Source organism: Exiguobacterium sp. s181 (assembly GCF_018617125.1).
Classification (GTDB): Bacteria; Bacillota; Bacilli; order Exiguobacteriales; family Exiguobacteriaceae; genus Exiguobacterium; species Exiguobacterium profundum.
On sequence record NZ_JACSJM010000001.1, the window covers coordinates 768910 to 782966 of the forward strand.

Sequence of the window (14057 nt, forward strand, 5' to 3'; positions counted from 1 at the left end):
TATGTATTCATCAAAAGAACTTGAGTTGTTAGAGCTGTTAGAAGAAAAAGGGTATCTCGAGACGAAGATGTTGGCTGATTTGTTGGCACTCGATGAGGAGACGATTGAATCGATGCTTGAGAAATTCAAGCAAGACGGGATTCTCCTCGGATTTCGTGCCATGGTCAATTGGCAAAAAATCAATCGTCACGATGTCACTGCCTTCATTGACGTTAAAGTCACTCCGAAACGAGGACGCGGATTTGACGACGTGGCCGAGCGTATTTATCGCTTCCCAGAAGTGACGGCGCTTTATTTGATGTCGGGAGCGTATGACCTTCAAGTCGTCATTCGGGCGAACTCGCTTCAAGACGTCGCCTCATTTGTCTCAGACAAGCTATCGCCGCTTGATTCGGTCTTGTCGACGACAACCCACTTCAAATTGAAGACGTACAAACATGACGGGATCTTGTTCACCCCACAAACTGAAGATAAGCGGTTGAACATCACGCCATGAAGTCTTTATCGAATCAAGTCGTCTCGATGAAGCCATCGGGCATTCGCCGTTTCTTTGACTTAGCACAGACGATGGATAACGTGGTCTCTCTCGGGGTGGGAGAACCGGATTTCATCACACCATGGAACGTGCGAGAAGCGAGCTATGCCGCACTCGAAGAAGGCTATACGGCGTATAGCGCCAACGCCGGTCTCATCGAGCTGCGCGAAGAGATCGCTACTTATATGAAAGAACGCTTTTTAGTCGAGTATGATCCGACGTCTGAATTGATTGTCACGACTGGGGCATCGCAGGCGCTCGACATCGCATTCCGTGCCATTCTCAATCCAGGGGACGAGGTCATCGTGGTCGAACCGGCATTCGTTTCATATGGTCCACTCATCGAGTTGGCAGGTGGGACCGTCGTCCCTGTCGCATGTCGTCCGGAAAAAGGGTTTCGACTCGATCGGGAAGACGTCGAGCAAGCCATCACAGAACGGACGAAAGCGATCTTGCTCTGCTTCCCGTCCAATCCGACGGGCGCCACGATGAATGGCGATGAACTCGCACAAATCGCAGAGCTCGCGACAAAGTATGACCTTTGGGTCGTCAGCGATGAGATTTATGCGGAACTCTGTTACGACGAACCATTTGTCAGCTTTGCGACGCTTCACGACATGCGAGACCGGACGATTGTCGTCAACGGTTTCTCGAAGGCGTTCGCGATGACTGGATGGCGCCTTGGCTTCACATGCGCACCGGAAATCGTCACGCGAGAGATGTTAAAGGTCCATCAATACGGCATGATGTGTGCACCGACGCTCGTTCAATTCGGTGGACTCGAGGCACTTCGGACTCGTGAGCAGCACGTGCCGAGTATGGTGAAAAGTTATCGTCAACGTCGAAACTATTTCATTCAAGCGTTGAATGAAGCAGGGCTACCGACGCACGTGCCAGGCGGAGCATTCTATGCCTTCCCTTCGATTCGACATACTGGATTGACGAGTGAAGAATTTGCAGAACGTCTTCTCGTCGAAGAACGTGTCGCCGTTGTTCCAGGAAACGCCTTCGGTGAGAGCGGGGAAGGGTTCGTCCGAGCGAGTTATGCGACTTCGCTCGAACAACTACAAGAAGCGATTCTCCGGATTCAACGTTTCATGAAACAATTCGAAGTCACCGTAGCCAAGGACTCTCATTCGTGAGAGTTCTTTGGCGTTTTAGCGATATAACGAAAGGGAAAAGACGGGCGAGGTGAAGATGATGAAACGATTTGACTTTGTTGCAATCGGGTGTGGTCCGTATAATCTTGGTCTCATGGCCCTTGCGGAGAAGACTGAACTGCATGGGGTTTGCTTTGAGCAACGTGCGGAGATGATGTGGCATGAAGGCATGTTGATTGAAGGGATGACGATGCAGACGCATTATTTACAAGATCTCGTCACATTGGCGGACCCGACCCATCCATCGAGTTTTCTGAACTATTTGAGTGATACGGGTCGACTCCAAACATTTATCACGCAAGAACAAGATAAGATTCCTCGAACGGAATACAACCGTTATTTGCGGTGGGTTGTTAACCAACTGTCGACGATTCGTTTCGGTCATTATGTATCTGACGTCCGAGCGGAAGAAGAGGGCTTCCTCGTGACCGTCGAATCGGACGGGCAATCGACACAAGTTCATACAAGACATCTCGTCCTAGGGACAGGGGCGGCGCCATTCGTGCCGGACGGGTTTGAACAAATCATTCATACGAGCGATTATTTGACGTACCGGGACGTCCTCAAAGACCGATATCGTGTCGCGGTCGTCGGGAGTGGACAGAGTGCGGCGGAAGTCTTTCTGGACTTGTTGCGTGAAGCGACGGATGAACAACGCGTCGACTGGATCACACGCTCCGAACAATTTGAGTCACTCGAAGCAGGCAAGCTTGGGGATGAAATTTTTAGTGTGGATTATGTCGATTATTTTCATAAACTACCGTACGACGCTCGGCAAGAGCTACTCGGGTCATTCGAGCGTTTCCGTCATGGTGTCAATCCTGAGACGATGACCTCGATCTATGAGACGTTGTATCATCGGACGGCAGAAGCGAAAGCGACGAAGGCTGATATGATGACACAGGTCGAAGTGGAATCGATTTCTTATGATTGGTTAACACATCGTTTGAAAGGAACCCAACGGTATACGGGAGAAGTGATTGAAAGAGAGTACGATCTCGTTGTCGTGGCGACGGGGTATCGCCCGGTGATCCCATCTTGGATCAATCAGCTCCCGGTTGTATGGGAAGTAGAGGGAGAATGGGCAGTCCGTGACACGTATGAGGTGATCATGAGCGAGTCGCTAGGCGGAAAGTTGTTTACGCACACGAATATAGAGCATTCACATGGTCCGGCTGCGACGAATCTCGGGATGGCAGTCTATCGAAATGCGGTCATTTTGAACGACATGGCTGGGGAAACGGTCTATCCGATTCGTCATCAGAAGCCGTTTACGACATTTTGAACAAAAAAAGGGCTAGGCGAGTCGCCTAGCGGAATCAGGGGGGAATACTTGAAGTCTTGCTTGATTTGTATTTACCCCGCACTTCGACTTTAAAACATACCAACACGTCAAAAATAATCTTTTTTACTAAATTCTACACTTTATCGAAAAAAGTATGTTATAGTAAGTTGATGAATTTAGCATAGGAGTTGTTTGTAATGGCAAAATACGAAAAAGATCAAGTATTAACAGGTAAAGTAACAGGAATCCAACCTTTCGGTGCTTTCGTAGCACTCGACGATGAGACTCAAGGTCTTGTACACATTTCAGAAATCTCACACGACTACGTAAAAGACGTAAACGATTACGTTCAAGTTGGTCAAGAAGTTGAAGTGAAAATCCTTGAAGTGGACGAAGCTTCTAAAAAAATCAAGCTTTCAATGAAAGCGACTCAAGAAGCTCCAAAACGCGAGAAGTCTGCGAAGCCAGCTCGTCGTGCGCCACGCCGCAACGAAGCATCTTCAAACTTCAAGCAAGAAGAAGCTCCAGGATTCACAGTCCTCAAAGACAAACTTGAAGACTGGATCAAAAACACAAACTTCAAGAAGTAAGTGTCCCAAGGTGGCCCGTTCTAAACGGGTCACCTTTTTTATTTTACAGGAATCGGCGAATTGAATGACGAAACTGTAAAGCGAATAGGAGGGGATGGCATGAAGATTGGCATCATCGGAACGGGAGGAATTGCGACGAGTGCCCATATCCCGAATTATGTCAAAGCAGGGATGGATGTGATAGCGGTCATGAACCGGACACGGGCAAACGGGGAACGTGTCGCCCGGCAGTTCGGCATCCCGAACCTTTATGAGACGGTCGAAGAGATGCTTTCACGCGAAAATCTCGATGCGGTCAGTATCTGTACACCAAACGCCTTACATAAAGAGCAAGTGCTGCTTGCGCTTGAAGCAGGATGTCACGTTCTCTGTGAGAAACCACCCGGTATCTCGGAGAATGAGGCAATTGAGATGTTAGAAGCGGCAAAACGAGCCGGAAAAACATTGCATTACGGATTCCATTACCGACATCGTGCAGATACGGTTCTGTTGAAGCGAATGATTGACGCGGGAGAACTTGGAGATATCTATGCAGCGACGGCGCTCGCGCTTCGGCGACGTGGCATTCCGGGATGGGGAGTCTTCACGAATAAAGAACTGCAAGGCGGGGGCGCCCTGCTCGACATCGGTGTGCATATGTTAGACCTAGCGCTTCATTTGATGGGATACCCGAAACCGAGAGAGGTCGTCGGTCATGTCGGTCAATATTTAGGGAATCGACCGGGTGTCGGTTTGTTAGGGGAATGGGACGCGAGTTCGCTCTCGGTCGAGGATACGGCGAGGGCGATGATCACGTTTGAAAATGGGGCATCCTTATTGCTCGACGTCAGCTATATGGCCAATATCGAAGAGAAAGATACGATGCGTGTGGAATGTCGCGGCACGAACGCCGGAGCCAGTCTGTTCCCGCTCACGCTCCACACGGAGAAATATGGGGCATTGTTTGACGAGCGACCAGCTTATTTGACTGAACACGACCCGTATGAGCGGCAAATCCGACTCTTCCTTGAGGCCTGTGGAGAAGAGCCGAACTATCGTCAAGCGGAGGAAGCGGTCATCTTGCATCGGATCATCGATCGCATCTACGCATAAGCACGATACTTTTCATTCCGTAAAAACAGGGTATATAGTGTAGGTGTTACATATTTCTATGAGGAGGATGACTTATGCACAACTTTGAATACAAAAACCCGACAAAACTAATTTTTGGGACACATCAGATCGAAAAATTAGCAGGAGAACTCGAAGCGCTCGACGCGAAGAAAGTGATGCTTGTCTATGGTGGCGGAAGCATCAAAAAGAACGGGACGTACGATGAAGTCGTGGCCGAGCTTGAAAAAGCAGGCATCTCATACGTAGACTTCTCAGGTGTTGAACCGAACCCACGCATCGAGACGGTACGTCGTGCGGTGAAATTTGCGCGTGAAGAGGACGTTGACGCCTTGCTTGCTGTCGGTGGCGGTTCCGTCATTGACTGTACAAAACTCATTTCAGCAGCGATTCCATATGACGGGGACGCGTGGGACATCGTGCTTCGTGAACATATCCCGACAGAGGCGGTACCGTTCGGGACAGTCCTTACACTCGCTGCGACAGGGTCGGAGATGAACTCGGGATCGGTCATCACGAACTGGGAGACTCAAGAAAAGTTTGGATGGGGTCACCCGCTCGTCTTCCCGACATTCTCGATTCTCGATCCACGTTACACCGTGTCGGTTCCAAAAGACCAGACAATCTATGGCATCGTCGACATGATGAGCCACTGTTTCGAGCAATACTTCCACCCGAACCATGCGCCGGTACAGGAACGCATGACAGAAGGTGTGTTGAAAGCGGTCGTTGAATCGGCACCGAAACTCGTGAACGATTTAGAGAACATAGACCTTCGTGCCATCATCTTGTTCTCAGGTACGATGGCATTGAACGGTGTCCTGCAAATGGGTGCATCGGGTGACTGGGCATCGCACAACATCGAACACGCCGTATCCGCTGTCCATGATATCCCGCATGCTGGAGGTCTCGCGATCCTCTTCCCACGTTGGATGGAGCATGTATTAGATGAAGACAACGCGGCTCGCTTCGCACGACTCGGTACAGAAGTATTTGATGTCGAGCCTGGCGAGAACGATTTGGAAACAGGGAAACGTACGATCCAAGCTGTACGTGCATTCTTTGACCAACTCGGTGCACCGAACTCGCTTCGTGACTATGAGATCGATGAGTCGACATTCGATGCGATTCTCGATTCTGCGATGAAACGTGGCGCATTCGGTCGTTTCCGTACACTCGAACGGGAAGATGTCGCGCATATTCTCGAACTCAGTAAATAAGGCGATTTCTTGCCTATTTTGCAATAATGATTGAACGAATCTAGCGTTTCCGTTTATGATGGGTCATGTATGGCTCTTTTACGAGCGATTTAAAGGAGGAAATGACATGTCAACTGTACGTTTCGATTATTCAAACGCGCTCTCATTCGTAGGGAAGCATGAAATCGACCAAATGCAAGAAACGGTAAAAACCCTTCACTCGGTGATTCACGAGCGGAGCGGTGCCGGAAGTGATTTTCTTGGGTGGGTCGACCTTCCGACCGAATACGATCAAGATGAGTTCGCACGAATCAAAGCTGCGGCGGAACGAATTCGCGAGAATTCAGACGTTCTCGTCGTCGTCGGAATCGGAGGATCTTACCTCGGTGCCCGTGCAGCGATCGAAATGCTTCAACATTCGTTCTTCAACGTATTGTCAAAAGAAGAGCGCAAGGCGCCGCAAGTATTCTATGCGGGTCACAACATCTCTTCAACGTATATGAGAGAATTGCTTCAAGTGCTTGAAGGGAAAGAGGTCTCAATCAACGTCATCTCGAAATCAGGAACGACGACAGAACCTGCCATCGCATTCCGTGTCCTCAAGCAGTTCATGGAAGACAAGTACGGTCAAGATGGAGCGCGTGAGCGGATCTATGCGACGACAGACCGTGCCCGTGGCGCCCTCAAGACGCTCGCGGACGCAGAAGGATACGAGACGTTCGTTATTCCAGATGACGTCGGTGGACGCTTCTCTGTCCTCACACCGGTCGGACTTCTCCCGATTGCTGCTGCAGGAATCGATATCGATGCCTTGATGGAAGGGGCGCGTGATGCACAAAACGCTTACAGCTCACCAGAATTGGCTGAGAACGAAGCGTATCAGTATGCGGTCGTACGTAACGCCCTTTACGCGAAAGGCAAATCGATTGAGATGCTCGTCAACTACGAGCCAGCCCTTCACTACGTGTCTGAGTGGTGGAAACAGCTTTACGGAGAATCTGAAGGAAAAGACAACAAAGGAATCTTCCCTGCGGCTGTCGACTTCTCGACTGATCTTCACTCGATGGGTCAATACATTCAAGAAGGTCGTCGTGACTTGTTCGAGACAGTCATCCGTGTGAAAGAAGTCCGTCACACAATGAACGTCCCAGAAGACGCACAAGACTTGGATGGTTTGAACTTCCTCGCAGGGGAAACGATTCAGTTCGTGAACGACAAGGCGACAGAAGGAACGCTCCTCGCGCATACAGATGGCGACGTACCGAACCTCGTCGTCGAATTGCCAGAGATGACACCGTACCACCTCGGTTACTTGTTCTACTTCTTCGAGAAAGCATGTGCGATGAGCGGATACATCCTCGGGGTGAACCCGTTCAACCAGCCAGGCGTCGAAGCATACAAAGCGAACATGTTCGCACTACTCGGTAAACCAGGGTATGAAGAACAAAAAGCAGAACTCGAAAAACGCTTGAATCAATAAGAAAACGAATCGGTCCGCGCGTCGGACCGATTTTTTTGTTTGAAACTGGGTGCAGACAAGGTAAAGTGAGAGTAGACAGGGGAAAGAAAGGGATGGACTATGAAGACATTCAAGGATTACTATCATAATCAAGTCGAGTTAAGCTTCACCCATTATCCGTTCTCAGACACGCCGCTCCACGTCTGGGTCGTCGCCCGTTACAAGGACAAATGGGTATTGACGAAGCATAAACAACGCGGGCTAGAGTTCCCAGGTGGGAAAGTCGAACCGGGCGAACATGAGGATGCCGCGGCCATCCGGGAAGTATATGAAGAGACTGGAGGCGTCGTCAAGACGTTACGATACATGGGGCAATATCGTGTGCTCGGTCGTGGTGACACCGTCATCAAAAATATCTATTTTGCGGAGATTGAACGATTCGAAGATCATCCCGCAGTCGACGAGACGGATGGGGCCGTCTTGATTGATGTCTTACCGGACAATCTACTACGGAATCCACGTTACAGCTTTATGATGAAGGACCGTGTCTTACCAGAAACGATGAGGGTGCTCCATGAGCAACAACTGGTTTGATCGAATCGACGTGTTGCCACCATACGCCGGTTACCGGGTGACGCGTGGATGGTACACGACGAATGATGGGGAAGAGGTCGTCGCCTATTCGATTGAACCGAAACGGTCGATTGGACAGGTGCTGATGTACTTACGAGGGGGAACGGCACGAATCGGGGACGTTCGGTTACCGCGCCTCATGCAGTTTGCGGCACGCGGTTTTCATGTGGTGGCCCCGGTTTATCGAGGTAATCACGGGGGCACGGGAAAAGAAGACTTCGGTGGAGAGGATTTGAAGGACGTGCTCTCACTCTATGATCGCGTCCAAACGAGCGGACGACCGATTCATGCGCTCGGTTTTTCACGCGGCGGGATGATGGCACTCTCTCTCGCATCTGAACGACCGGTCACTACCGTCACCTCATGGGCCGGTGTGACCAATCTAGAGTGGACGTATGAAGAGCAACGCTCGATGCGGAAGATGTTACGTCGCATGACGGGGGGAGACCCCGAATCGGCAGAAACAGCATATACAGAACGTTCTCCGCTTTATAAGGAATGGGATGCACCAACGCTGATCATCCATGGTACGGATGACGAGCAGGTCCGTTTGCGCCATGCGACGGCAGTCGCCGAGAAGTTAGGGGAGCAGGCAGAGTTTTGGGTGCTTCCGTTCGGACACCAACTCCCATTTTGGGATAAATGGGAGACGACCGAACAAGCGATGGAATGGATGTTACGACAAGCAAAAGCACCGACTCGATGAGTCGGTGCTTTCGTATTAGATGACCAGTGGGCCGGCTGCGATGACCGATTCACTCGCTTTCGTGAACCGTGTGAAGTTCTCTTTGAATTTCATTGCGAGTGCTTTCGCCTCGACGTCGTAGCGAGCTGGGTCGCTCCACGTGTCACGTGGATTGAGCACGTCACTCGGTACGCCTTCGATGGCTACTGGAATCTCGACGTTGAAAATGTCATGTTTCATCGTCTCGACGTCACGAAGTTGACCGTTGACTGCGGCGTTGACCATCGCACGCGTGTACGCGAGTTTCATACGCGAACCTTCACCGTATGCACCGCCAGTCCAACCTGTGTTGACGAGGTAGACATCCACGTCGTGTTGCTCGATCAATTTACCGAGCATATCCGCGTAACGCTCTGGAGCGAGCGGAAGGAACGGTGAACCGAAGCAAGTCGAGAAGGTCGCCTGTGGTTCTGTGACACCGCGCTCCGTGCCGGCAAGTTTTGACGTATAACCCGACAAGAAGTGGTACATCGCCTGTTCTTTCGTCAGTTTGCTGATCGGAGGCAAGACGCCATAGGCATCTGCCGTCAAGAAGACAATCGTATTCGGATGACCGGCGCGTGATGGGAGCATCGCATTGTCGATGAACTCGATTGGATATGCCGCACGCGTGTTTTCCGTCAAGGAAATGTTCTTATAGTCCGGTGTACGATCTTCATTCAACACGACGTTTTCAATCAATGAACCGAAGCGAATCGCATCATAGATTTGCGGTTCGTTCTCACGAGACAAGTTGATCGTCTTTGCGTAACAACCGCCTTCGATGTTGAAGACCCCGTCCGGTGACCATCCGTGTTCGTCGTCTCCAATCAAATGACGCTCAGGGTCAGCCGAGAGCGTTGTCTTCCCAGTGCCCGACAATCCGAAGAAGAGTGCCGTTTCATTCGCATCATTGACATTTGCCGAACAGTGCATCGATAACACGTTCTGCTCGGGTAGCAAGAAGTTCATGACGGAGAAGATCGATTTTTTAATTTCGCCACCGTATTCTGTTCCCCCGATCAGAATCGTGCGCTTGGCGAATGAGACGAGAATGAACGTCTCAGAGTTCGTACCATCGACGGCAGGGTCTGCTTTATAGCTCGGTGCATAAATGACCGTGAACGGGTCGAACGCACCTTTCGTCGGCCATTCGCGTAAGAACAATTGTTTAGCGAATAGACTGTGCCACGCATACTCCGTGATGGCACGGACCGGCAACGTATAATGTTCATCTGCACCAGCAGATGCTTCTAGATAATACAGTTTATCCTTCTTTTCTAAATGGTCGAGTACTTTGTCGAGAAGTGCTGAAAACTTCTCTTCTGCGATCGGTTGGTTCACTTTACCCCAATCGACGAGGTTGTTGCTGACTTCATCTTGTACGACGAATTTGTCTTTCGGTGACCGTCCAGTAAAAGCACCGGTACTGACAGATAATGCCCCGTCTTTTGTCAGTACACCTTCACCATTTTGAATGGCTTCTTCCACCAGCTCTGGAACCGTCAAGTTCCGTAACATGTCGGCACCATTAATTAATTCTTCGATTTTCAGGAGCGTTGTCGCCATCCTGAATCCCACCTTTCCCCTAAATAGATGTGGATGAAATCCGCATACTTCCGCGATTACGATTAATCAGTATGACATTTTTAATTATATGTGACACACTAATTAAACACAAGCGTTTCTTCTCTCTAAGTAAGCGCTTTCTTACAAAGTCATTTTATCACATTCTCTTATCACAAGGTGTTAAAAAAAAGAAACGAAATAAAAAAATGTTTGACGATTCACAAACAGAAATGTTTTGCAAGTCAGTGAAAACTTTTACGAATTCGTCTGATTCCCTTGACATAATCGAGTGTCATTTATATGATGGTTTTCGTAACGGATACTCTTATTCTGAGCGGTGGAGGGAACAAGGCCCTACGAAGCCCAGCAACCGTCCGACATGAAGTCTTGTGCGGAAAAGGTGCTATCCTGAAGCGAAGCCATTAGCTTCGAACGATAAGAGGGTAAGGAAGAACGATTCAACCTTTCCCAATGTATGTCATCGGGGGAGGTTTTTTTCATTACCGTCCCAAAGCAACGCGTAAGGGGAACGAGTACCGTCCACATAATACCCTTATTATAGGAGGTTTTTTGAATGTCAAAATTGAACCGTCGACTTTTTACTTCAGAGTCGGTTACTGAAGGACATCCAGACAAAATTTGTGATCAGATTTCTGACTCCATCTTGGATGCCATTTTAGCGGAAGACCCGAATGCCCGTGTTGCGGCAGAAACGTCTGTCACAACAGGTCTTGTACTCGTAGCTGGTGAAATCACAACGTCAACTTACGTGGATATCCCGAAAGTTGTCCGTGAAACAATCCGCGAAATCGGATACACGCGTGCAAAATATGGCTTCGATGCTGAAACGTGTGCGGTCTTGACGTCAATCGATGAGCAATCGGTAGACATCGCGCAAGGTGTTGACCAGGCGCTTGAAGCACGTGAAGGTCAGATGACTGAAGAGGAACTCGATGCAATCGGTGCAGGAGACCAAGGTCTTATGTTCGGATATGCGACAAACGAGACACCTGAGCTCATGCCGCTTCCAATCTCGTTGGCACACAAGTTGTCACGTCGTCTTGCTGAAGTACGTAAGAACGGTACGCTCGAGTACCTTCGTCCGGACGGGAAGACGCAAGTAACGGTTGAGTATGATGAGGACAACAACCCAGTTCGCATCGATACGATCGTTATTTCGACGCAACACGCGGAAGAGATCACACTTGAGCAAATTCAAGAAGACTTGAAAAAACATGTCATCGAGGCAGTCATTCCGGCTGAACTCATCGATGCTGAAACAAAATACTTCATCAACCCGACTGGTCGCTTCGTAATTGGTGGACCACAAGGAGATGCAGGTTTGACAGGACGTAAGATCATCGTTGATACGTACGGTGGATACGCTCGTCACGGTGGCGGCGCATTCTCTGGTAAAGATCCTACAAAAGTTGACCGTTCAGCGGCATACGCAGCTCGCTATGTAGCGAAAAACATCGTTGCAGCAGGACTTGCGGATAAAGCGGAAGTTCAACTTGCGTACGCAATCGGTGTTGCACACCCAGTATCGATCGCTGTCGATACGTTCGGCACAGGTAAATTGAGCGAAACGGAACTCGTTGAACTCGTTCGTGAGAACTTTGACCTCCGTCCGGCGGGCATCATCAAGATGCTCGACCTTCGTCGCCCAATCTACAAACAAACGGCAGCATACGGTCACTTCGGTCGTACAGACATCGAACTCCCATGGGAGCAAACAGATAAAGCAGCTATTCTTGAAGAAGGCGCGAAACGTTTCGCGTAATCATCAAAAACGACCTTTCCGCGGAAAGGTCGTTTTTTTTTACGTTGTCGGAGGTGTCTGTTTATTTGAATCGGATGAAGAATCAGTTGTCGTCGTATCTTGTCCAAGCGCCGTATCCTTCGCTTCGACGACTTTCTCCCCGATGTCCTGTAAGTCTGACTTGGCCTCTTGAGCCGTCTCGACGATTTTAGTGACGTCCTCTTTCACGGTATCGACTTCCCCGACGACTTTTTCGTATACGTTTTGGACGTCTGTGGAGACTTCTTGAATCTTTGTCGAGGCTGACTTCACTTGCTCAATGACTTGAGACGCCTTGCCGGCAGGATCTTGTTTCACTTCGTTGACGAGGCCCCCGACCGACGATTTCGCATTCGAGAGGGATTGCTTTGTCTGCTCCCGGTTCGAGGAGCTAAGTAAGGCGAGTAGACCACCGACGAGTGCACCGAGCAACATCCCGGTCACGACACTGATCTTTGGACTTCCCCCGTCCAATTGATCAAATTGACGGTTCGGGTTTGCTGTCTGTTCTACTTTCGGGTCATGTTCTTGTCTAGGTTCCATGTGGTTCCACTCCTTCGTTTGATTGGCATTGGTTGTGTTATACCCTAGAGCAATGTCTACGTAACGTTTTCTGATGAATCGTCATGAAAAAGAAATGAAGGAGCAGGATAAAAACATTGGGATAGGGAATGATACAAATAGATTGGCCAAAAGGGGGAAGCTGTCATGAACATGAGGGAAGCAGTGCCAGAAGATGCGACGCTGATTCGGAACATCGCGCTGGCGACCATATCACAGGATGATTCCAATCGAACGAGAGCGATGGAACGCGCATATCGGCAAGAAGAGATTGTACGAGCAATCAGTTCAAGTGAAGAAGCACGAGAACAGTATTTTATCGTTGGCGAATATGAAGAAGAGGTCATCGGATTTTGTCATGCCATCGATCGCGGTGACATGTGGGAGATGCTCCGCCTCTATCTGCACCCCGATTATCATCGAAACGGCTACGGCGCAGCCTTTCTGGCCCACCTTCAATCGAAAAAAGAACAACCGATGGAAGTGTACGTCGAAAGCTCGAATGATCAAGCGATTGCCTTCCTCTTACATCAATCTTTCAAAGAAGTGAATCGTATCCAGGAAGAGGTGTATGATCGCCCGATGGAACTCATTCATTTACGATATGACCCGAGCTAAGCCTCCAGACGGATTTTATTTAAACATCAGTTGCGGCTGATGTTTTTTTGATACAATGAATGTAGTCTATAAACGAGGTGACGGCTGTATGGCAAATGAAGAAGCACGAAAAGGAGTCATCGTCATCGTGTATCCGTTACAATTCACGTCACGGATCAGCGAGAACTTTATTCGACGGCTCGAGGACGAGTACGAAGTCATCGTCGTCCGCGATCAATCGATTGGATTGACGGCAGGTGACCATAAGCAACTGATCAAGCGAGCGTTGCGCGAGGCAGGGGAATATAAATTACCGATTCATGTCGTGGCATTCAGCCTTGGCGCACTCTTAACGAATCGCCTTTTGCAGGAGTACGATGTGCCACTCGGGAGTCTCACATACATCTCCCCATTGTTTGATTGGCATGCCACTCGTCAAATCGGTGGATTGAAACAAGTCGTCGCAAGTGCTGTCGACCGTTTTCGCCCTGACTTGCCACTCGGGATGATGACATTCACCGGTGGGGGAGACGAGTCATCCCGATTCGGAGAAATCACGTATGCGCAATATCGAGAAATCGAAGAGGAAATCGTCGAGCATCAGGAAGAGAAGAAGCATCTGCCACGCCTTCCGCTCGCCTGTTTCTATGCACCAGACGACCAGTTCGCGGACGTGAAGTTGACGTTGAATGTTTGTCGGAAAATCGGTGGGGACCAAGTGTATATCCGGCGATTGGAAGGATTCCCGCACTTTGGTTACGAACGATTGAACACGAAATTCGCGGAAACCCTCATGACGTTTTATGAATTGATTCAAGAATGACAGAAGGCGAC

The 14057-nt window shown here is 49.6% G+C and carries 14 protein-coding genes and 1 riboswitch; of the genes, 12 read left to right on the forward strand and 2 right to left on the reverse strand.

The window, feature by feature from the left end:
• Window position 1 precedes the first annotated feature (1 nt).
• The 9 genes from KNO70_RS04000 to KNO70_RS04040 all read left to right on the forward strand — a co-directional run bounded on the left by KNO70_RS04000 (window position 2) and on the right by KNO70_RS04040 (window position 8677).
• Window positions 2-496, forward strand: coding sequence for an Lrp/AsnC family transcriptional regulator (locus KNO70_RS04000; protein ID WP_012726802.1), 495 nt, complete (start codon window positions 2-4; stop codon window positions 494-496).
• The gene (locus KNO70_RS04005; protein ID WP_078147233.1) at window positions 493-1677 is read left to right on the forward strand and encodes an aminotransferase; all 1185 of its coding nucleotides are present in this window, start codon (window positions 493-495) and stop codon (window positions 1675-1677) included. The genes KNO70_RS04000 and KNO70_RS04005 overlap by 4 nt, the downstream gene beginning before the upstream one ends.
• 58 nt (window positions 1678-1735) lie before the next feature.
• Window positions 1736-2980, forward strand: a complete 1245-nt coding sequence (locus KNO70_RS04010) for a lysine N(6)-hydroxylase/L-ornithine N(5)-oxygenase family protein (RefSeq protein ID WP_168169848.1) — start codon at window positions 1736-1738, stop codon at window positions 2978-2980.
• A 197-nt stretch (window positions 2981-3177) separates the two neighbouring features.
• A complete protein-coding gene (yugI, locus tag KNO70_RS04015; RefSeq protein WP_074033496.1) occupies window positions 3178-3570 on the forward strand; it encodes a S1 domain-containing post-transcriptional regulator GSP13 in 393 nt (130 codons plus the stop codon).
• 99 nt (window positions 3571-3669) lie between these two features.
• Window positions 3670-4662, forward strand: coding sequence for a Gfo/Idh/MocA family protein (locus KNO70_RS04020; protein WP_078147231.1), 993 nt, complete (start codon window positions 3670-3672; stop codon window positions 4660-4662).
• Between the two features lie 74 nt (window positions 4663-4736).
• Entirely contained in the window at window positions 4737-5900 is a 1164-nt protein-coding gene (locus tag KNO70_RS04025) for an iron-containing alcohol dehydrogenase (protein ID WP_078147230.1), read from the forward strand.
• Between the two features lie 106 nt (window positions 5901-6006).
• Window positions 6007-7359 carry a glucose-6-phosphate isomerase gene (locus tag KNO70_RS04030; RefSeq protein WP_012726796.1) on the forward strand — a complete coding sequence of 451 codons (1353 nt, stop codon included), beginning with the start codon at window positions 6007-6009 and terminating at the stop codon, window positions 7357-7359.
• 99 nt (window positions 7360-7458) lie between these two features.
• Complete coding sequence (gene ytkD, locus KNO70_RS04035; protein WP_012726795.1) at window positions 7459-7932, forward strand: RNA deprotection pyrophosphohydrolase; 474 nt, start codon at window positions 7459-7461, stop codon at window positions 7930-7932.
• Window positions 7913-8677: an alpha/beta hydrolase family protein gene (locus tag KNO70_RS04040; RefSeq protein ID WP_078147229.1), complete on the forward strand. Its 765-nt coding sequence runs from the start codon at window positions 7913-7915 to the stop codon at window positions 8675-8677. The genes ytkD and KNO70_RS04040 overlap by 20 nt, the downstream gene beginning before the upstream one ends.
• Before the next feature lie 15 nt (window positions 8678-8692).
• Here KNO70_RS04040 and pckA read toward each other — a convergent pair whose 3' ends face one another.
• On the reverse strand, window positions 8693-10264 hold the full coding sequence (gene pckA, locus KNO70_RS04045) for a phosphoenolpyruvate carboxykinase (ATP) (protein WP_078147228.1): 1572 nt from the start codon (window positions 10262-10264) through the stop codon (window positions 8693-8695).
• Between the two features lie 322 nt (window positions 10265-10586).
• Window positions 10587-10706, forward strand: a riboswitch (SAM riboswitch).
• 132 nt (window positions 10707-10838) lie between these two features.
• On the opposite strand from pckA, the gene metK reads away from it, so the two are divergent.
• A complete protein-coding gene (gene metK / locus KNO70_RS04050) occupies window positions 10839-12047 on the forward strand; it encodes a methionine adenosyltransferase (RefSeq protein ID WP_012726792.1) in 1209 nt (402 codons plus the stop codon).
• 39 nt (window positions 12048-12086) lie between these two features.
• Here metK and KNO70_RS04055 read toward each other — a convergent pair whose 3' ends face one another.
• A complete protein-coding gene (locus tag KNO70_RS04055; protein ID WP_012726791.1) occupies window positions 12087-12608 on the reverse strand; it encodes a hypothetical protein in 522 nt (173 codons plus the stop codon).
• A gap of 165 nt (window positions 12609-12773) precedes the next feature.
• Here KNO70_RS04055 and KNO70_RS04060 point away from each other — a divergent pair, with 165 nt between their 5' ends.
• Window positions 12774-13244 carry a GNAT family N-acetyltransferase gene (locus KNO70_RS04060; RefSeq protein ID WP_012726790.1) on the forward strand — a complete coding sequence of 157 codons (471 nt, stop codon included), beginning with the start codon at window positions 12774-12776 and terminating at the stop codon, window positions 13242-13244.
• An 88-nt stretch (window positions 13245-13332) separates the two neighbouring features.
• Window positions 13333-14046 (forward strand): alpha/beta hydrolase, encoded by a 714-nt coding sequence (locus KNO70_RS04065; RefSeq protein WP_012726789.1) that lies wholly within the window; start codon window positions 13333-13335, stop codon window positions 14044-14046.
• The last annotated feature ends 11 nt before the right edge of the window (window positions 14047-14057 follow it).